This is a genomic window from Calothrix sp. NIES-2100 (assembly GCF_963875285.1).
Taxonomy (GTDB): Bacteria; Cyanobacteriota; Cyanobacteriia; order Cyanobacteriales; family Nostocaceae; genus Aulosira.
In genome coordinates, this window is the sequence record NZ_CAWNLA010000001.1 from 4,024,248 (window position 1) to 4,044,190 (window position 19,943).

Sequence of the window (19,943 nt, forward strand, 5' to 3'; positions counted from 1 at the left end):
AGACGCGCAAGGGACGGAGAGACAAGGGAGATGAGGAAGTATGGGGAGTTTTCTTCCCCATGCCCAATGCCCAATGCCCCATGCCCAATACTCAATACCATTTACTTTCGGAGATTATCTATGATTTTCATCAAAACTGAACTGAAAGACGCATTCATTATTGAAGTAGAAAAAAAGCAAGATAACCGTGGTTTTTTTGCTCGGAGTTTCTGCGCTCAAGAATTTATGGCACATGGATTAAAGCCAAAAGTTGCCCAATGTAATTTGTCTTTCAACTACAAAAAAGGTACATTGCGGGGAATGCATTATCAACTTGCGCCAGCAGCAGAAACCAAATTAATTCGCTGTACTAAAGGCGCTATCTATGACGTAATTATTGATATGCGTCCTGATTCTCCCACCTTTTTATCACATATTGGTGTGGAACTAACCGCAGACAATCACCGCGCTTTATATGTTCCAGAAATGTTTGCTCATGGCTATCAAGCGCTAACAGATGACGCTGAAGTTGTATATCAAGTTGGTGAATTTTACACACCAGGTTATGAAAGGGGTTTACGCTATGATGACCCATTTTTCAACATTCAATGGCCTTTAGAAGTAACTGAAATTTCTGAGAAAGATTTAAACTGGCCATTATTAAGCAAGATGCCCGTCGGTAGTGCAAGTCTATAGATTGGGCATGGGGCATTGGGCATGGGGTATGGGGCATTGAGCATTGGTTATTTCTCCTGTGCCTCCCTGCTCCCTTCTGCCATCTGCCATCTATGCACTGAGCGAAGTCGAAGTGTGCCATCTGCTTTAATAAATTAATAAAGGAATTAAACTCATGATTATTATTGATCGCGCTTTACAAGCCCGCGCTGCTTTAGGTAGACCCATTAAAGTGGGGATGATTGGTGCAGGCTTTATGGGTCGAGGAATTGCCAATCAAATTATTAATTCTGTACCGGGAATGGAGTTAGTTGCTATCTCCAATCGCCAAATTGATGCTGCTAAGCAAGCTTATAGCGAAGCAGGGATTGAAGATATGCAAATTGTTGCAAACATCACAGAAATTGAAGACGCGATCGCTCATGGTAAATATGCAGTCACGGAAGATGCAGATTTACTCTGTCGTGCTGAGGGTATCGAGGCTTTAATCGAAGTCACAGGGGCGGTGGAATTTGGGGCGCATGTGGTGATGAGTGCGATCGCCCATCGCAAGCATGTGATTATGATGAATGCCGAACTCGATGGTACAATTGGCCCCATCCTCAAGGTCTATGCTGACAAAGCAGGTGTGATTCTCAGCGCTTGCGACGGCGATCAGCCAGGGGTAGAAATGAACCTCTATCGGTTTGTGAAAAGCATTGGTCTGACTCCGTTGTTGTGCGGTAACATTAAAGGACTTCAAGACCCTTATCGCAATCCCACCACCCAAGAAGCCTTTGCAAAGCGTTGGGGTCAAAAAGCCCACATGGTGACCAGCTTTGCTGATGGTAGTAAAATTTCCTTTGAACAGGCGATCGTTGCTAACGCCACAGGGATGAAGGTGGCTAAACGGGGAATGCTGGGCTATGACTTCGCCGGTCATGTGGATGAGATGACCAATATGTATGATGTGGAACAGCTCAAGGAACTAGGCGGTATCGTTGACTATGTTGTTGGTGCAAAACCAGGGCCAGGAGTGTTTGTGTTTGCGACACATGAAGACCCCAAACAACGCCACTATCTCAATTTATACAAACTCGGTGAAGGGCCTCTTTACAGCTTCTATACCCCCTATCACCTCTGCCATTTTGAAGTTCCCCTATCGGTAGCCCGCGCTGTCCTCTTCCAAGATGCGGTGATGTCTCCTCTAGCTGGGCCAGTGGTAGATGTAGTCACCACCGCCAAAATTGATTTAAAAGCTGGGGAAACCTTAGATGGTATTGGCTACTACATGACCTACGGACAATGCGAAAATTCTGCGATCGCGCAACAGCAAAATCTCCTACCAATGGGATTGGCTGAAGGATGTCGCCTCAAACGTGATATTCTTAAAGATCAAGTTCTCTCTTACGATGATGTTGAACTACCCGCAGATAGACTTTGCGACCAACTACGAGCCGAACAAAACGCTTATTTCGCCACAGAAAAAACTCTTGTTGGTGTTGGTTAAATTAATTTTGTAGTCAGCACTTTAGTCCTACTTTTAAGCACTTTAGTCCTACTTTTAAGCACTGAAGTGCTTACTACAGTCTGCATTCATTTCGTAGTTAAGACTTTAGTCCTTCTAGATTTTTGCAATACACGTAGTCAAGCATAGCCATACCTACACTTCTTAATTACGAATTCCGAATTAGTATTACACCAATCCTCCAAAATTCAGCAACATATTCAAACTTAGAAATACTTTTTATCTAGATTTTCTAATTGGGAATTTGGAATTTTGAATTGGTCTTACTTGCTGGGAAGTATTCAACCAAAATTTAGAGGAAATTAAAACTATGAAAATTGCTCTAGTCCATGATTACTTAACCCAGCGCGGTGGAGCAGAACGCGTGTTTGAGTTACTTTGTAAGCGCTACCCCAAAGCAGATATTTATACTTCTTTATACAATCACCAAAAAACAATTGATTTGGGTGAGCGGATAGTTAATACAACCTTCTTACAAAATATTCCCGGTGCAGTTAAGTATTTCCGCTTAATAGCTCCCTTATATTTCCCCGCTTTTCGGGCGCTGGATTTACAAGAATACGATCTGATCATCAGTAGTAGTACTAGTTTTGCTAAAGCAGTTAGAAAACATCCCGATGCACTTCATATTTGCTTTTGTCATAATGTCACCCGTTTTTTGTGGGACACAGAAACTTATTTACGAGAATATGGAGATTATCGATTTTTCGCCCCGTTAATTGAAAAAGTCTTCCAATTAATGAGAAAGGTAGACTTGCAATATGCTCAGGAACCTGACCTTTATATTGCGAATTCCAGCATAGTTGCTCGCCGCATTCAAGATATTTATCAAAAGCAAGCGATTGTGATTAACTATCCTATCGATACTAGTAACTTTGTTTTTTCTGAGAGCAAAGATGAATATTATCTCGCCTCAGCCAGGATGATCAGTTATAAGCGGCTGGATATAATAGTTGAAGCCTTTAATTGGTTAGGATGGCGATTATTAATCTCCGGTGATGGGCCAGAAGAAGAACGCTTAAAATCCAAAGCATTAGATAATATTGAGTTCTTAGGTCATGTAAGCGATCGCCAACGTAAAGACTTGTTTTCTAAAGCTAAGTCTATCATCGTTGCAGCTTTAGAAGATTACGGATTAGTTCCTGTAGAGGCTAATGCTAGCGGTACTCCAGTCATTGCTTATGGAGCAGGTGGTGTATTAGATACTCAAGTACCCAGAAAAACAGGCGTATTTTTTAACAGACAAACACCGGAATCTTTACAAGCTGCATTACTAGAAGCTGGAGAAATAACTTGGGATTACCAAAATATCCGTAATCATGCATTGACAAACTTTTCTGAAACAGCATTTTTCAGTAAAGTCGAACAAATTATTGACCAAGCTTGGAGAGGACATCAACAAATAATTAGTAATTCGTAATGCTTCGGCTCCCTTCGGCTTCGCTTAGGGCGAGTGCGAGAGTACAAGTGACGCTCCTTCTCCCAAGAGGAGACGCTCCGCTAACGTAATTCGTAATTAAAAAACGCCGCTCCATGATGCTTGGTTTTTAAATCCTCATCCCTGACATAAGTAAATAGGCGATTGCAGCAAATTTATGACGAAACATAAATGTATGTATCTGGAAAACCCTATCCATGACAAATGACAAATGACAAATAACAAATGACAAATGACCACTCTATTTAACTAGGAATTATTAGGTGTTCGCGTAGCGTTTCAAAGAGAAGGATAATAAACGTGGTTCAAGCTAGTCTCAATCCCAGTCTCAATCCTAGCCCCAATCCCAGCCCCAATCCTAGCCCCAATGCGGCTCCTGAGAATGAAGTGGGTTACGGACAAATGTTTGCCGTACTTGTACGTAGATTTCCTTGGTTTTTACTGGTATTTTTGAGTGCAATTACTTTGGCAGGTTTTATCACTACTAAGACCAAGCCTACCTACAAAAGTTCTATGCAGTTGTTAGTAGAATCTAACTATCAAGTTAAACCAGACAAAGCCGGGCTAGAAAATGAATTTACTGACACTAACATTCAAATAGATACAGCAACCCAGCTTAACTTGATGCAGAGTTCTGGATTAATTCAAAAAGCAGTTGATAAACTGCAAAAAGACTATCCAGATCTGACTGCGGCTGAGATTAAAACTTCTTTGCTCTTAAATCAAATCAAAACAAAAGAAGATAATGTCTTAACTAAAATTTTCCAAGTTGAATATACTTCTAACGATCCAGACAAAACGCAAAAAGTTCTGACTGCTATTCGCCAAGTGTATGTGGAATATAACAAGCAGCAGCAGGATGCACGCTTACAAAAAGGTCTGCAAGTTATCCGAGACCAGTTAAAGAAAGCAAGTGATGAAGTTAATGCTTCGGAAACTAATCTTCAAAGGTTTCGCAGAACTCAGAATTTAATCGATCCTGAGTCTCAAGCAAAAGCACTAGAAGAGAATTTAAACAAACTTCAAGAAGAACGACGCGCTACCCGTTCTTTGTATCAAGAGGCTGTAGCGCGTCAACAATCTTTGCAAGAACAGCTTAACCGTTCTCCTCAGAATGCGCTTGTTTCTTCTCGTTTGAGCCAATCTACTCGCTATCAAGGTTTACTCAACGAAATCCAAAAAACCGAGCTGGCTCTATCACAAGAACGTTTACGCTTCACAGACGAGACTCCTAGCGTCCAAAAGTTGCAAGCACAACTTGAAGGACAGAAAGAATTACTTCAACAAGAAGTCAGCAGAACTTTAGGTGGAACACCTGTTGGTACAGTTGCGGGAGAAAATCTCTTAGAACAAGGACAACTCGGCCAAATTGACCTCAATCTTGCTGGTCAGTTAGTAGAAACACAGACAACTATAGTTGCATTAGCTGCACGCGATCAAACTTTGGCTCAAAAAGAGAACGATTTGCGTTTTCAACTCAAACGCTTCCCCCCTCTATTGGCTTATTACAATCGCATATTACCGCAGTTACAATTTAGCCGTGAAAGATTGGAACAACTGTTAAGAGCAGAACAACAGTTGCGACAAGAACTTTCTAAAGGCGGATTTAACTGGGAAGTTGTGGAAGAACCGCAAAAAGGTATGCTCATGGGCCCCAACCTTCAGCAGAATCTGTTGTTGGGTGCAGTGGTTGGGTTAATGTTGGGAGGTATTGCGGCTTTTGTACGGGAAGCATCTGATGATGCGGTTCATAGCACTGCGGAATTGGAGAAGCAGGTTGCTCTTCCATTGTTAGGAATTACCCCCAAGTTACCGCCTACGCAATCGCGAGAATCAATGATCAAGTTACCTTTTGGTAAGCCAGAAGTTCTCGCACCCTGGACAGTTCAAGTACTGCAATCCCCTCCTAGTTGGGAATCGCTAGATTTGATTTATAAAAATATTGAGCTGTTAAATACTGTTACCAATTTGAAATCTTTGATGATCACCTCGGCTTTAGCCGATCAGGGTAAGTCAGCTTTGGCTTTAGGTTTGGCCATGAGTGCAGCTCGCTTACACAAAAAGGTACTACTAATTGATGCCAACTTACGGGAGCCTAGTTTGCATCATCAGCTCAATCTCCCCAACGATCAGGGGCTTTCAACTCTACTAACTAGTGAAACTGCTCTCCCCAACCAAATTAGTCTTCAATACTCAGGTTCGTCTTACATTGATATTTTGACCGCTGGGCCAATACCAGCTGATGCAGCCAATCTCTTGAGTTCCCCCCGGATGATGCAATTGATGGCAACATTTGAGCAAAATTATGATTTGGTCCTCGTCGATGCTTCTCCGGTTCTCGGTTTGGTGGATGCGATGCTCACAGCCTCATCTTGTCGCAGTGTCGTTATGGTAGCAAGCATTGGTAAGGTAACTCGCAGCCAAATGGCGCAAGCTACAGCGATGTTGAGCAAGCTAAACCTGATTGGGGTTGTCGCCAATGGTGCTTCCAACTCTCAAAGCACATATGTACCCTATAACAAGCCACAACGATTGGCTTTGCAACAAGCTGTAGAAAAATAAACAAATTCGTAGTGAGGACTTTAGTCCTGTTTTTGAGGACTGAAGTCCTCACTACGATAGTTGAACGATCGAGTTATGTGCGTCAATTCAGTAACGCTGATCACGGGTCAAGAATCTACTACTCTACACCTCTTGAGAGCTATGACTAGTTCAATAATTCCCACTCTCCAAAATCCCTACATCCCAACTGAGCAACAGCAACAGCTGCACTCCCCATATTGCACACTCTTGTGGCGAAGGGGTCAGCTGTGGGTGAAGTCTCCTAAACATGTAAAACAGCCATATCTGCCTTCTTTATATAACGAACAATTGTTAGTAGAGTGCTTAAAACATTCACCAATCAAATTGGTGAGTATAGATTCAAAGCTGGGTGAGGCTTGGCTGTCGTTGTGGGCGGAAGCTTGTAAACAAGCTAATAAGCCAATATACCTCCGCTTACCGAATGGTAATCAGCGACTAAAAAAAGGTAACTCTTTGAGCAAGCAGTTTCAGCGACTAATTGATAGGATTGTGGCTTTAGTATTGTTACTGTTAGTAACTCCGGCGCTGTTAGCCCTAGTTTTGCTAATGCAGGTTGACTCACAAGGGTCAATTTTCTCTTATGAGTGGCAGGTGGGAGAGGGTGGTAAACTGTTTCACGCCATGAGTTTTCGCACAACTGAGCAGCACAACCTTACACGTCTGGGGCGTTGGATGCGTCAATATAATCTGCACAATCTGCCACAGCTATTCAATGTAGTGCTAGGTGACAGAGGTTTAATAGGCTCTCGTTTTTGGACTTTAGAAGATGCAGTGCGCCTAAGTTCAGAATCACAAAAAGAACTAAATCCAGTCCCAGCAATGACGGGTGGCTGGGAAATTAGCCCAGAAATCAACTTGTTAAATTTAGATGGACAAACGCTGTGATTTATTGCTGATGAGAGTTGAGTACAGAGAAATTCCGTAAAACAAATCTGAATTACAGCTATTGGGAATTTCTGCAAATCAAGACTCTCCGCATTCAGCGCAGTTAGTAAATTTTAGATTTTTGGTTCTTCAGCATTCCTAGTCTAAAACTCGCTAACTGCCTGTATGCCTTGCCCCACTATTCTGAAACAATATCCATGTATTTAAAAATTAACCCAGCACTCAGAAATTTATTTAAAGCTACTAAATTCTGGCAAGAAAATTATTTAATATTACGAGAATTTCAACATTTTCGCAAAATTGCCGTACTTGCAGTCATATTTTCTTTTTTAGCGGCAACTTTTGAAGGTGTAAGCATAGGCTTTTTACTTTCTTTTTTGCAAAGTTTAACTACTCCCAATGCCCAACCTGTGCGTACAGGCGTAGAGTGGTTTGATATTGCAATTTTGGGTATTAATCAATCAGCAACTAGTCGTCTATATAGAATATGTTTGCTGATTTTATTAACTACCTGGATGCGGGCAACTTTCAATTATTTTGGCCAAGTTTACACAGAATTAACGCAACTACATCTTGGCGATCGCTTACGTAAGCAGATTTTTGAACAGTTGCAATCTCTGCCATTAAGTTTCTTTGCGCAAATTCGTTCCGGCGAACTGATTAACACCATTACTACAGAAATTGAAAGGATTAGACAGGGTTTTAGTGGGGTAGCATTTCTGTTTACCAGAATAATTACTACTCTTGTCTATTTAATTTCAATGTTTTTGCTTTCCTGGCAACTGGCAATAATTTCTCTGATGTTATTTACACTTTTAGGTGTGGGATTATCAAATCTCAATGCCAGAGTCAGAGAAACAAGTTTTGGTATGTCAGTTGCTAATGGTAATTTTACCTCAACAGCAATCGAATTCATTAATGGAATTCGCACCGTGAACGCATTTGGTACTCAGGAATTTGAGCGTCAGCGTTACTACAAAGCTAGCGATCAGGTAGTGAGTAGTTCCACAAAAGTTATCTACACATGGACAATGGTCAAGCCAATTGCCGAAGGAGTAGCAACGACGGTTTTAATTGGCATGATTATTTTGGCATTCACTTTGTTTGTTGCCAATGGAACATTACAAGTTGCTTCACTGTTGACCTTTTTCTTTGTGCTATTTCGCCTAGTACCCTTTGTCCAAGATATGAATGGTACTAGAGCATTTCTCAGCACGATGCACGGTTCCGCAGACAATATTAAGAACCTGTTAAAAACAGAGGATAAAACTTACTTCCAAAACGGAAAACTTGAGTTTCCTAGTTTAAAAAGGTCTATTGACTTAGTAGGAGTGGATTTTGGCTATAATGCCGATAATCTAGTACTCAATAATATTACCCTGACTATTGAAAAAGGGAAAACAACAGCCTTAGTAGGCGGATCGGGTGCAGGTAAAACTACACTTGCCGATTTAATTCCCCGATTTCATGATGCCATCGATGGATATATATATATTGATGAAGTTGATGTGCGGAAGTTTGAAATTAATTCCCTACGTAGCAAGATAGCTGTTGTTAGTCAGGATACGTTTATTTTTAACACTTCTGTCTGGAACAATATTGCTTACGGTACGCCAAAGGCTAGTGAAGCTGCAATCAAAGAAGCGGCTCGACAAGCGAATGCACTAGAATTTATTTTAGAAATGCCCGAAGGTTTTGACACACAACTGGGAGATAGGGGTGTACGATTATCGGGAGGACAACGCCAACGACTGGCGATCGCTCGCGCTTTATTACGCAATCCAGAAATTCTGATTTTGGATGAGGCTACCAGTGCTTTAGATTCTGTAAGCGAACGTTTGATTCAGGAATCTCTAGAAAAGCTTTCTGCTGGGCGAACGGTAATTGCGATCGCTCATCGTCTCTCTACTATCGCCAACGCAGATAAAGTAGTGGTTCTAGAACAAGGACGCATCGTCGAACAAGGTAAATATCAAGAACTCCTAGAGCTAAAAGGCAAACTTTGGGAATATCACAAGACTCAGTACGAAATGGGTCAACCAGGGTAAAACTTTTTGCTTAGGGACTTCTAAATAGAAAAATCTCCCAAATTTTATTGTGGGGTGAGCATCTTCCCCAGAATATAGGACGGGCAAGATGCCCATCCCACAAGATGGATAATTTATTTCTTGGAAAGCCCTTATTAATTTCATCGTCTGGTTCAGAAAAATTTCCCGACTGTGATGAATACCTCTGTAAATAAGATTAACTTACCTAGATTTTATGAGGTAAATATAATGGTAAATATAGGTTATCATTCTAGTAAAATTCAAGGAAATTTTATCAGCAATCTCTATAGCAAAATTGTTGATAAAATTATTAGTATTCCTATCAAACAATCCCGTCAAGTTAATATCAATGTCTATTCCTTTTCTTGTGAACGGGATTTAGCTGTACAGGTAGCAAGTATTCGCTCCTTTATTCGTCATGTTGGCGTACCCGATAAATTTACTGTCATCTCTGATGGTAGCTATACAGTCAAGTCTCGTAAATTGTTGCGTCAAATTCATGCTTGTGTAGATGTTGTGAATTGGCAAGATATTGCTAATCAGGAAATTCCCAATTATATCTTTGACTATGCTTTAAATCATCCACATCGCCCAACAATGGCAATGTGGAAAAGATTGGCAGCATTAATGTCATTAAATATTGACCAGCCAACAATTTACACAGATGCGGATATTTTGTTTTTTCCTGGGGCTACAGACTTAATTGATTTATGCAATTCTCCAGATAACTTACCTTGGTATTTACCAGATTGTAAACCTTCTTTAGACGAGCGAATTCTGATAGAAAGTAACGATAAGCTCAATCCAGTTAACGCAGGTTTCTTCATCCTCAAACAGCAACTAGATTGGCATAAGCCCCTAGAGCGAGTTGCTAAATTTGTCGATTCACCTATTTTTTATACAGACCAAACTGTAGTGCATTTAGCTATGCATAATGCCGATGCTAAACCACTCTCAGAAGATAAATATATAATCAACGTTGATGACCAATTTGTTTATCCTGACCGTTACGCTTCTTATCAGATTGCCTTAAGGCATTATGTTAACGATGTCAGACATAAATTTTGGTTGAATGTCGGTGTCTAGAATGAGCAAAAATGTAACCAAGACCAAAATGATTTATCACTGTACTAACACTAATATGAAAGGAGGCGGAGGCGTTGAAACTTATGTAGCTTCTTTAGCACTGTCGCAAATTCCTGGAGTTAGCGATCGCGTCCTCCAGAGCATTAACGGTGAGGATCAAACTCAGTTCGAGTTGCTACACATCCACGATCCAGAATTTTTAGCAGATTTACGAGAAGAATGTCCAGCAATATTTACCCTGCACAATCACTGTACCTACTGTCCCAGTGGCACAAAATATTTAGCAGACAGAGGCAAAATCTGCGATCGCGTCATCAATCCTCTAGGATGTGTTTGGGGTCATGTGGTAGATGGTTGTGGTAGCCGCAGACCACACAAAATTTTTGGTGATTGGTGGAATGCTTACAATCCGCTGAATAACCTGAAAAAACTGAAAATTCCCGTAATTGCCAATAGTGAGTATGTGCGTCAGCAAATTATTCAGGTGGGGATAGCACCTGAGCGAGTAATTACGCTGCACTGTGGTGTCCAATCACCCAAGGTTGTCACAGCACCTCTAAGTCGGACAATTTATCAAAATCAGCGAATTTTGTTTGCTGGTCGCATTGTTCCTGATAAAGGCTTAGAGTGGCTACTCAAAGCCTTAACTAAAACTGAGCGACACATCCATTTAGATATTGCCGGTGATGGTTGGAATAAGCCACGTATGGAACAATTAGCCCAAGAGTTGGGGTTAAGCGATCGCATTACATGGCATGGTTGGTGTCACCCTGAACAATTAGAAACCCTTTATCAACAGTGCTTGGCTGTAATTTTTCCCAGTTTGTGGCCTGAACCTGCTGGACTTGTCACTTTAGAAGCTTATGCACGCTATCGCCCTGTAATTGCTAGTGCTGTCGGTGGAATTCCCGAATATTTACAAGATGGTAAAACGGGAATTCTCATTTCACCTAATAATATTCCCCAGTTAGCTGCGGCGATTAACGAAATAGCCACCAACTATCGTAAAGCCAGATTAATTGGTGAAAAAGGCCAAGCTTGGTATCAAGAAGAATTTACTATTGATATTCATTTTCAGCGCTTGGCAGAAATTTATGCCAAAACTATCACCGAATTTCATTCTAGACGCTCATGTAATTAATCACACAACGCTCGTTAGGAAAAATTATCCCCCTTCCCTTGTCCTCCATGTCCTCCATGTCCCCCTTGTCCCCCTTCCCTTGTCCTTTTTCATGCTTGGTTGTGAAACTTGTTTCATTGAGACTACCTTCTGCCCTCTGCCTCATTTTCTAACCAGTTAACTTTATGTCAACAAATATTAAATTCCCAGAACCACTGGTGAGTGTGATTATTCCTACATATAATCGACCAGAGTATCTCAAGCAAGCGATCGCCAGTGCAGTTAAACAGACTTATCAAAATATTGAAATTATTGTTTCTGATAACTGTAGCCCTGAAAATCCTCTACCTATTATCGAATCTTTTGCCGATTCACGTATCCGCTTTTGGCGACATCCGCAAAATATCGGGATGATCGGTAATCAAATGCATGGCTTTAAGATGGCGCGGGGTAAATACGTTGCTAGCCTGCATGATGATGATGTGTGGAATGAAAACTTTTTAGCCAAGCTTGTACCACCATTAGAAGCAAATTCTGAACTAATTATCGCTTTTTGTGACCAATATATTATAGATGCTAAAGGTAAGATTAATTACCAAGGTACAGAAGAAAATACAAGGGGTTTTAAACGTGATAAATTAGTCCCAGGAGTGTATAAATATTTTTCTAAAATTGGTTTGATAGATAAAAGTATACCTAGCGCCGCTGCTTGTGTAATTCGCACTGACCTTGTAGATTGGGATAAAATTCCCGCAGAAGTTGGCGGGATGTGGGACTATTATTTAACCTACCTTTTCTGTACATCTGGCTATAAAGCTTACTATTCTCCAGAAAGGTTGACGCGCTATCGTGTCCATGAGCAAACTGATACCATGCTCAGTGGTTCTCGAGATGTGCAAGCCAAAATTCGCAAAGCTAACAGCGAATTATTTTGTTATCAAATCTTGATGAAAGACCCTAAACTTGAAGAATTTAAGCCATACTTTCAAAAGAAATGGTTAGAAGCTAATACAACTTTAGGGATTGGCTTAATCCGCAATAAACAGAGGGATGCAGCACGTTCTTATCTTTGGCAAGCATTGAGCCAACAAAAGTTTAATTTGCGCACTCTAGCGGCACTAACTCTCAGTTTCATTATGTAACCGTAGTTAGATCCCCGACTTGTTAAAGAAGTCGGGGATCTGGCAGCCCACACAAGTCAGTTTTATGAGAAAAAATTCCCAAAAAAACAAATATACATGAATAAATTATCTGTGTTTATCTATGTTTATTTATGGTTTCAAATATCTTTATCTTGGATATTTATTAGAAGTTTACTAATTAACTAATTAATTAAGGAAGTGGTGCGTGAAACTTTGCATTGTTACCCACAAAGTTAAAAAAGGTGATGGTCAAGGGCGAGTTAATTATGAGGTGGCGAAAGAAGTCATTCGTCGTGGACATAATCTGACATTATTAGCCAGTGAAGTCGCACCTGAATTAGCAGATAATAGCCAAGTGAAATGGATAGAAATTCCAGTTCAAAGCTACCCAACAGAATTCATACGGAATTTCGTATTTGCGAAAAAAAGTGCAGATTGGTTGCAAAAAAATCGCGCTGATATTGATTTAGTCAAAGTCAATGGCGCGATTACTAAGACATTAGCTTCGGTGAATGCTGTACATTTTGTCCATAGTTCTTGGCTGCGATCGCCTGTGCATATTTCCCGCACCCGCCGCGATGCTTATGGTTTGTACCAATGGCTTTATACTGCTCTAAATGCCCATTGGGAAAAGCGGGCTTTCCAAAAAGCGAAAGTAGTCGTCGCCGTATCGGAGAAAGTCGCCCAAGAATTAGTTAATATTGGCGTACCCCGTTCGCGAATTCAGGTAATTGTTAACGGTGTGGACTTAGAAGAGTTTACCCCCGGTGTAGGCGCACGTCAAACATGGGGTTTACCTGAAAATGTCCCCCTAGCCCTATTTGCTGGCGATATCCGCACCACGAGAAAGAACTTAGATACCGTACTATCCGCCTTAGCAAAAGTCTCTAATTTACATTTAGCGGTGGTTGGTAAAATCGAGGGTAGCCCCTTTCCCCAACTAGCAGCATCATTAAGTATCAGTGAGCGAGTACATTTTTTAGGGTATCGTCGTGATATCGCCGCAATTATGCGGGCTGTGGATTTATTTGTATTTCCTTCCCGTTATGAAGCTTGCACCCTCGTATTATTAGAAGCCCTCGCCTCTGGTTTACCTGTGATTACCGCCACCGCTACTGGAGGTGCAGAATTAGTGACACCAGAATGCGGGGTGGTTTTGTCCGATTCTGATGACATTGATGCTTTAGTAACAGCATTGTTGTCTTTAGTCAGTAATAGCCCTTTGATGCAACAAATGGCGAAAGCAGCCCGTTCTGTCGCTGAACAACATAGCTGGAATACGATGGCAAAAACCTATGTGGATCTATTTGAGGAGTTAATTCAGAATGAAGAACACAGTTCTCATCCCCACTTATCGCCGTCCACTAGATCTGTCTCGATGTCTTTTAGCACTACAGGCGCAAACTAAACCAGTCGATCAGGTAATAGTTGTTGTCCGCGATACAGATACCCAAACTTGGGAATTCCTCGCCCAATATTCACCACACAACCTACCACTGCATACCGTCACAGTCAGCCTTCCGGGAGTAGTAGCAGCCCTCAACGCCGGACTAGCCGCAGTGGAAGGAGACATTGTTTCGATTACAGATGATGATGCAGCTCCTCACCCAGATTGGTTAGAGAAAATCAACACTCATTTTATCTGCGATCGCCGGCTCGGTGGTGTTGGTGGACGTGATTGGATTCATCAAGGGAAGCAGCTACTAGATGACTCTCGGCAAATCGTGGGTAAATTGCAATGGTTTGGTAGAGTAATTGGCAACCATCATCTAGGAGTGGGAGAACCGCGTGAAGTGGATATTCTCAAGGGTGTGAACATGAGTTTTCGTCAAGAAGCGATCGCTCAATTGCGTTTTGACGAACGGATGCGCGGTACAGGGGCACAAGTGCATTTTGAAATGGCATTTACCCTAGCATTAAAACGCGCTGGTTGGAAGCTAATTTACGATCCCCAAGTGGCAGTAGATCACTATCCTGCACAGCGTTTTGATGAAGACCAGCGCCATAATTTTAACGAAATTGCCTTTCTTAATTTAGTCCATAATGAAACATTAGTTTTATTAGAAAATCTGCCGCCTCTGCGCCGTGGGGTATTTTTATTATGGGCAATATTAGTAGGTACAAGAGATAGTTTAGGCTTAGTCCAATGGTTCAGACTTTTGCCTAGTCAAGGTCAATTAGCAGGTAAAAAATTGTGGGCTTCTTTGCGTGGGCGTTGGCAAGGATGGCAAACACACCACAAATTCAAATTCAACATTATTCGTAGTGAGGACTAAAGTCCTGACTACAAAATTATTACTTAAAAACCTAAAATTGAATGACTTCTAAGCAGTTACTTTTCAATAGCGTTTTACAAGAGAATTTCTCTCCCCAAGAGCGAGCATCACAAGCTTGGCTGGTAATCTTGGGTTTCGTCATCCTCACAGTAGCTTGCTATTTTACTGGTGCAGCTGCAATGTTGCGTCTAGTTTTTCCAGCAACAGCTTTCTTGGTAGGTTTGTTTCTCTATTTTCGCCATCCACTTCTCTACATCGGCTTTACCTGGTGGATTTGGTTTCTGACACCTCTAGTTGCTCGCTTGATAGACTATCGGGTAGGCTGGGACCCCATCCGTCAGATACTTATAGCACCCTATTTAGTAGTGTTTGTCACTATAGGAACCTTCTTGCGCTACCTTCCTGGTAGCATACGCCAAGGAGGTTTACCCTTTCTTTTAGGCTTTATTGGGGTGTTTTATGGTTTTCTTGTAGGTCTAATTTATAACGCACCTGTCCCTGTAGCACGCGGTCTTTTAGATTGGCTCAGTCCGATTATTTTTGCTTTTCATTTATATACGAATTGGCGAGATTATCCGAGCTATCGCGATCATATTCAGCGTACATTTCTTTGGTGCGTGTTGATTCTGGGGACTTATGGTTTATATCAATTTGTGGTAGCTCCGGAGTGGGATAGATACTGGCTGATACAGTCAAAAATGTCAACTAGCTCTGGAAGTCCAGAACCTTTTGGAATGCGTGTGTGGAGTACGCTACACTCAGTCGGGCCTTTTGGCTCTGTGATGCAAGCTGGTTTATTATTGTTATTTACTAGAACTGGATTTTTAATTTTTCCTGCCTCATCTGTTGGTTATTTATCATTTTTACTAGCCCAAGCCCGGACTAATTGGGGTGGTTGGGTTTTAGGAGTAATTCTCATTTTGGGTTCAGTCAAAGCCAAAATTCAAATGCGGTTAATTACTATTATTTTGGTGATGACAATATGTGTTATCCCACTCACAACTATCGAACCGATTTCTCAGGTTGTGGCTAGTCGTTTTGAGAGTTTTTCTAATCTAGAAAACGATACCAGCTTTAAGGATAGATCGGGAAGCTACGATAGAAACCTTAGTATTGCCCTTTCTAATGGACTAGGTAACGGTTTAGGAAATATTTGGAAAGTCAATGAAAAAACCGGACAAATTGAAGTATTTGTCATTGACAGTGGTGTTTTAGATATGTTTTTCACCTTGGGCTGGTTTGGTGCTATCCCTTATTTAGGTGGTTTAATTTTATTAATTGTCACTGTTAGTCAATATAGTGAAGGTCGTTTTGATAGTTTTGTCAGTGCAGCCCGCGCTATTGGGATAACTTCTTGTGCCCAGTTAATTATTAGTAGTGGGATGTTGAGTGTTGCGGGTATGATTCTTTGGGGATTTTTGGCTATGGCTATGGCAGCACATAAATATTATCAGCATCAAGGAATTAAGTAGTCATTTGTCATTTGTCATTAGGTTTTGCACGAGTTTCAGACATTTTTAATGGGTGGTTAATTAGTCTGATATCAATTTTCTATGAAGATGCATATAAGCCTGCATTCTGCGAAGCAGTTCCCGTAAAGCCTACGGTATAGCTTCTCCTGTCCCAGAGGCTGCGCCCTAAGCGAAGCTATGCCGTAGGCTTTACGCTTAACGCCCAGCGTCTCCGTCAGGATAAGGGTAGGCAGGCTTTGTACCAATAGCCCCAGGCTTCTAGCCTTGCAGCTTTAATGTGCAGCCTCACACAGAATTGGTATTACAGCAGTTTTCATAGCAATTTTAAAAAATAATGCTACAGATGAGTAAGGGCACAACATTGTTGTGCCCTTATAAATAATTTTATGTGTCGCAAACATTATTTGAATTGGTATCACGTATTTGAACCAAATATTTTTATAGGAATTTAGGGAACTCCAAAAAATAAATTATGCCAAATTGTTGGGGCGAGGTCACCTCGCCCCTACGAGTTGCAGGTTTGGTAAGTTAATGATTGGAATATTTTTTTATTTGGAAGTCCCTTAGTATTGCGCTTGACCCCTACCGTGTGATCTATTTATAGAAAGATGGTGTAATTCCTGAATCTATACAGCAAGACAACTGACATGGGTAGCGCAGTAAATTATGAAGTTTTAAATAAGGGTATAATTTTTATCTCCTGAAAGTGACATCAGGGAGTTAGTAACAAGAGCAAAATTAATTTTAGGCTTTCTCCTTACTGCATCAGCCTTCGAGGTAATTTTGAGATACAACCAATTTGCTATACATACTTGTGCTTCAACAAGCCACTACTTAATATTTTTTTTATAAAACAGATTTTTGGAGAGTCTATTTAAAGATATTATCTAGATTTTTAGAATGTCATTACATTGTGCTTTAATAACTAAAACAAGTCTATTTTGTTTGCCTATTATGAGTGTAAAATTTCAGATGATGCCTTGTATTTAACCATTTTTTAGCTTGTTTATGTTAAGAAAATACTAATTTTGTGTATTTTTTTAACAACGATTTCGAGCTAAATATTACAAGAATTTTGCGAGGCTGTCTGAAAAATCAGAGACTATTGTAAAAATCATGTTATTAACATTTAACTAAGCGTATGTTTGCTATCTATTAGGAGAATTGAATTTGCTTTTGGTCAAACTCTTTTCTTCTGTACAGACTAACTAAAAATTCAGAATTTACCACCCACATACAGCAAAGCAGAAGCCAAAGAATAGGTGGGGTTGAGCTTTGTAAGAGCGATTTTTCAGGACAATGTTTGGTTAATTAGTCAAGGGTGATAGGTATCACTCTCGACTTTTTCTCATTCTCAGGCTCTAAATTTAGGTAATAATTTTTATGACTACTCAAAGTTTTAGATATTCTGATTCATCTGATTTGGTAACAAAGTTTGATTCCTCCTCACAGGACAAAAGTCAAAGCTACTGTGAACCGTTACTAGCCGATTTGTCACTTAAGCAAACTCTATCTAATAGTCCCTTATTATTGGGCAGTCAGGCTACTTTTAAGTTGACATTAAATAATAGTGGGCCAGCTAATGCAACAGGGGTAAAAATCAAAGATTTATTACCTTCTGGTTTTAGCTTTGTTAGTGCTACTCCTAGCGTCGGTACTTATGATAGCAAAACTGGAATTTGGAAGGTCGGTAGTATCAAATCAGGACGTAATGCAACCCTAACCCTGACGGTTAAAGTTGTGGATGCAGCTAGCGCGGCTGCTTACACTAATGTTGCAGAAATTATTGCGGCTGATCAAAAAGATCCAGATTCAACTGTCAATAATCAAAAACCTTATGAAGATGATTACACCAGTATAACTGCACCTGTGATCAAGCTGGATTTAAGCAAAAAGTTTACTAGCGTTACCAAGGAAATTGATGGCAATAAAGATGGCACACCGGAGCAGTTTCTAGCACTTCCTGGTGATAATGTGTCGTTTCAAATTAAAGTCACGAACAATGGTGTTGCTAATGCTACCAATGTCAAAATCCAAGACGACTTGACGCAGGTTTTGCCAATAGGGTTAACAGTGCAAAGTCTCGGTCTGGATGGGGGAATTAATCTCGATACTGCTGGTGGCGGTGATGGCAATATTCAAACAGTTGAGGTGCTGTTTAATAATATTGCGCCTGGTGAAGCCAAAACTATTACGGTGAATGCAAAAGTTAGTACTGACTACGTTAAAGCTGTTAATTTATCCGGTCAGATAGGAACGATTGATCCAAACACAGGGAAGATCAATCCAGAACTTACTGAATATTATAATACACCTTTCACTGGGACATTTTTTCTCCATACTAATGTGCAAAAAGAGGTAAATCAAGAAAGGGCAAATTTTGGATTATTAAATATTACAAATAGTGCCGAAATTGTGGCTGTAAACGGTAAAAACCTGAATTCTGGCTCGATTACAGCCAGTGCGAGGTTAGATGTCTCTAGCTATAAAGTTTCGGGGACATTAAATAACGGACAGGAATTTAAGATTTTTTCGATTGAAAATTTACTTAACCCTAGTAGTACAACAGGCTCATTTGCCTTAGATCCTGACCCGGATTTGGTATCAATACCTCTAGGCTTTCCTGTTCTGAATCAATCAGAGTTCTTACCACCAGGTAATATTGGTAGTGCGCAATTTTTTGGCAGTTGGACTAAAAGTAACGATCCTCAATACTTAACAGATTTAGCAGCTTGGAAAAATCTCAGTGCTGATAGCAATTTAGCCAATATTAACGATGAACAAGCGGTGATCGACGCGCTTTTTAATTTTATTGAAGATGGCGTTTATAGCCGCGATCGCTTTGCCAGTGGCTACTTTACTTTTAATAATGGTACTCAGACAGAAACATTGGTCTTTGATGCTGGTGAATTTACCCCAGGTACAACCAGTTCGGTCAATATTTCTCTGACAGATACAAATGCAGTTGTTACCGATAGTAATGGTAATTCTGTGGGGACATTTGCTAATTTGCAAACTGCTTTAGACTCATTTAACTTTGCCAATTCTACTGGTGTCAACGTGACTATTCAAGATGCAAATGGGGATGGGGTAGTTAAAAGCAAATTGCAACAACTTAGCACTTATAATTTTGATAAAAATTGGAAAATTCAAAACGTTACGATTGGTAATAATGTCAATCAGGTAATTTTAGCATCAGGAAATAAGGCAGCTAATATTGATTTTTCCCAAGTTAACATTACCAATCCCATTGGGAATTTTCAATTACAGGGTAATAATGGCAAGGATACAATTACAGGTAGTCGTTTTAATGATGTAATTGTCGGCGGTAACGGGGATGATATTTTGTCTGGTTTTGATGGAAATGACTCGATTAATGGGGGTAATGGTTGCGATTTGTTAACCGGTGCTAGAGGTGACGATATTTTGACAGGGGGATTGGGTGCTGATGATTTTGTCTTTGGTGTTAAATTTGGTAACGATACGATTACTGATTTTTGTAAAGGTCAAGACAAAATTGACCTGAGACAACTGAGTCTCATTCAAGGTGCTTTGGACAGTAATGGCGATTGTGTGATCAATACCAAGGATAACCTCGCCGATGCGATCGCTGGTAGTCTGAAGCTTGATCTAACCTCTTTAAATGGTGGTACTATCACTTTCACAGGAGTCACTGCGGTCAATATCTCGGATTTTATTTTTTAACCTGATTTTCCCCAGTGACGCAATAGA

At 40.5% G+C, this 19,943-nt stretch carries 13 protein-coding genes; all 13 read left to right on the forward strand.

Annotated features, from left to right (window positions below; translation table 11 throughout):
• Positions 1-120: 120 nt before the first annotated feature.
• The 13 genes from rfbC (at position 121) to AACU32_RS16430 (ending at position 19,916) form a co-directional block, all read left to right on the forward strand.
• A complete protein-coding gene (gene rfbC, locus AACU32_RS16370; protein WP_096601192.1) occupies positions 121-675 on the forward strand; it encodes a dTDP-4-dehydrorhamnose 3,5-epimerase in 555 nt (184 codons plus the stop codon).
• Between the two features lie 154 nt (positions 676-829).
• Positions 830-2,143: an NAD(P)H-dependent oxidoreductase gene (locus AACU32_RS16375; RefSeq protein WP_096601194.1), complete on the forward strand. Its 1,314-nt coding sequence runs from the start codon at positions 830-832 to the stop codon at positions 2,141-2,143.
• Positions 2,144-2,471: 328 nt separating this feature from the next.
• Positions 2,472-3,581, forward strand: a complete 1,110-nt coding sequence (locus tag AACU32_RS16380) for a glycosyltransferase (RefSeq protein WP_096601196.1) — start codon at positions 2,472-2,474, stop codon at positions 3,579-3,581.
• A 318-nt stretch (positions 3,582-3,899) separates the two neighbouring features.
• Positions 3,900-6,161, forward strand: coding sequence for a GumC family protein (locus tag AACU32_RS16385; protein WP_445223181.1), 2,262 nt, complete (start codon positions 3,900-3,902; stop codon positions 6,159-6,161).
• A gap of 141 nt (positions 6,162-6,302) precedes the next feature.
• Positions 6,303-7,067 carry a heterocyst development glycosyltransferase HepC gene (gene hepC, locus AACU32_RS16390; RefSeq protein ID WP_096601198.1) on the forward strand — a complete coding sequence of 255 codons (765 nt, stop codon included), beginning with the start codon at positions 6,303-6,305 and terminating at the stop codon, positions 7,065-7,067.
• 197 nt (positions 7,068-7,264) lie between these two features.
• Positions 7,265-9,115, forward strand: coding sequence for a heterocyst formation ABC transporter subunit HepA (gene hepA / locus AACU32_RS16395; protein WP_096601200.1), 1,851 nt, complete (start codon positions 7,265-7,267; stop codon positions 9,113-9,115).
• Positions 9,116-9,343: 228 nt separating this feature from the next.
• Positions 9,344-10,201 carry a hypothetical protein gene (locus AACU32_RS16400; RefSeq protein WP_096601202.1) on the forward strand — a complete coding sequence of 286 codons (858 nt, stop codon included), beginning with the start codon at positions 9,344-9,346 and terminating at the stop codon, positions 10,199-10,201.
• Positions 10,202-10,256: 55 nt separating this feature from the next.
• Positions 10,257-11,342, forward strand: a complete 1,086-nt coding sequence (locus AACU32_RS16405; RefSeq protein ID WP_339377970.1) for a glycosyltransferase family 4 protein — start codon at positions 10,257-10,259, stop codon at positions 11,340-11,342.
• A gap of 164 nt (positions 11,343-11,506) precedes the next feature.
• Complete coding sequence (locus tag AACU32_RS16410; RefSeq protein WP_096601206.1) at positions 11,507-12,463, forward strand: glycosyltransferase family 2 protein; 957 nt, start codon at positions 11,507-11,509, stop codon at positions 12,461-12,463.
• Between the two features lie 205 nt (positions 12,464-12,668).
• Complete coding sequence (locus tag AACU32_RS16415; RefSeq protein ID WP_096601208.1) at positions 12,669-13,871, forward strand: glycosyltransferase family 4 protein; 1,203 nt, start codon at positions 12,669-12,671, stop codon at positions 13,869-13,871.
• A complete protein-coding gene (locus tag AACU32_RS16420; RefSeq protein ID WP_096601210.1) occupies positions 13,789-14,739 on the forward strand; it encodes a glycosyltransferase in 951 nt (316 codons plus the stop codon). The genes AACU32_RS16415 and AACU32_RS16420 overlap by 83 nt, the downstream gene beginning before the upstream one ends.
• Before the next feature lie 41 nt (positions 14,740-14,780).
• A complete protein-coding gene (locus tag AACU32_RS16425; protein WP_096601212.1) occupies positions 14,781-16,211 on the forward strand; it encodes a glucose-6-phosphate isomerase in 1,431 nt (476 codons plus the stop codon).
• Positions 16,212-17,594: 1,383 nt separating this feature from the next.
• Positions 17,595-19,916, forward strand: a complete 2,322-nt coding sequence (locus tag AACU32_RS16430) for a DUF11 domain-containing protein (RefSeq protein WP_096601214.1) — start codon at positions 17,595-17,597, stop codon at positions 19,914-19,916.
• The last annotated feature ends 27 nt before the right edge of the window (positions 19,917-19,943 follow it).

Bases quoted from the DNA above. Each gene is read 5' to 3' on its own strand.
- rfbC (WP_096601192.1), top strand. From the start codon at position 121: ATGATTTTCATCAAAACTGAACTGAAAGACGCATTCATTATTGAAGTA.
- AACU32_RS16375 (WP_096601194.1), top strand. From the start codon at position 830: ATGATTATTATTGATCGCGCTTTACAAGCCCGCGCTGCTTTAGGTAGA.
- AACU32_RS16380 (WP_096601196.1), top strand. From the start codon at position 2,472: ATGAAAATTGCTCTAGTCCATGATTACTTAACCCAGCGCGGTGGAGCA.
- hepC (WP_096601198.1), top strand. From the start codon at position 6,303: ATGACTAGTTCAATAATTCCCACTCTCCAAAATCCCTACATCCCAACT.
- hepA (WP_096601200.1), top strand. From the start codon at position 7,265: ATGTATTTAAAAATTAACCCAGCACTCAGAAATTTATTTAAAGCTACT.
- AACU32_RS16400 (WP_096601202.1), top strand. From the start codon at position 9,344: ATGGTAAATATAGGTTATCATTCTAGTAAAATTCAAGGAAATTTTATC.
- AACU32_RS16405 (WP_339377970.1), top strand. From the start codon at position 10,257: ATGAAAGGAGGCGGAGGCGTTGAAACTTATGTAGCTTCTTTAGCACTG.
- AACU32_RS16410 (WP_096601206.1), top strand. From the start codon at position 11,507: ATGTCAACAAATATTAAATTCCCAGAACCACTGGTGAGTGTGATTATT.
- AACU32_RS16420 (WP_096601210.1), top strand. From the start codon at position 13,789: ATGAAGAACACAGTTCTCATCCCCACTTATCGCCGTCCACTAGATCTG.
- AACU32_RS16425 (WP_096601212.1), top strand. From the start codon at position 14,781: ATGACTTCTAAGCAGTTACTTTTCAATAGCGTTTTACAAGAGAATTTC.
- AACU32_RS16430 (WP_096601214.1), top strand. From the start codon at position 17,595: ATGACTACTCAAAGTTTTAGATATTCTGATTCATCTGATTTGGTAACA.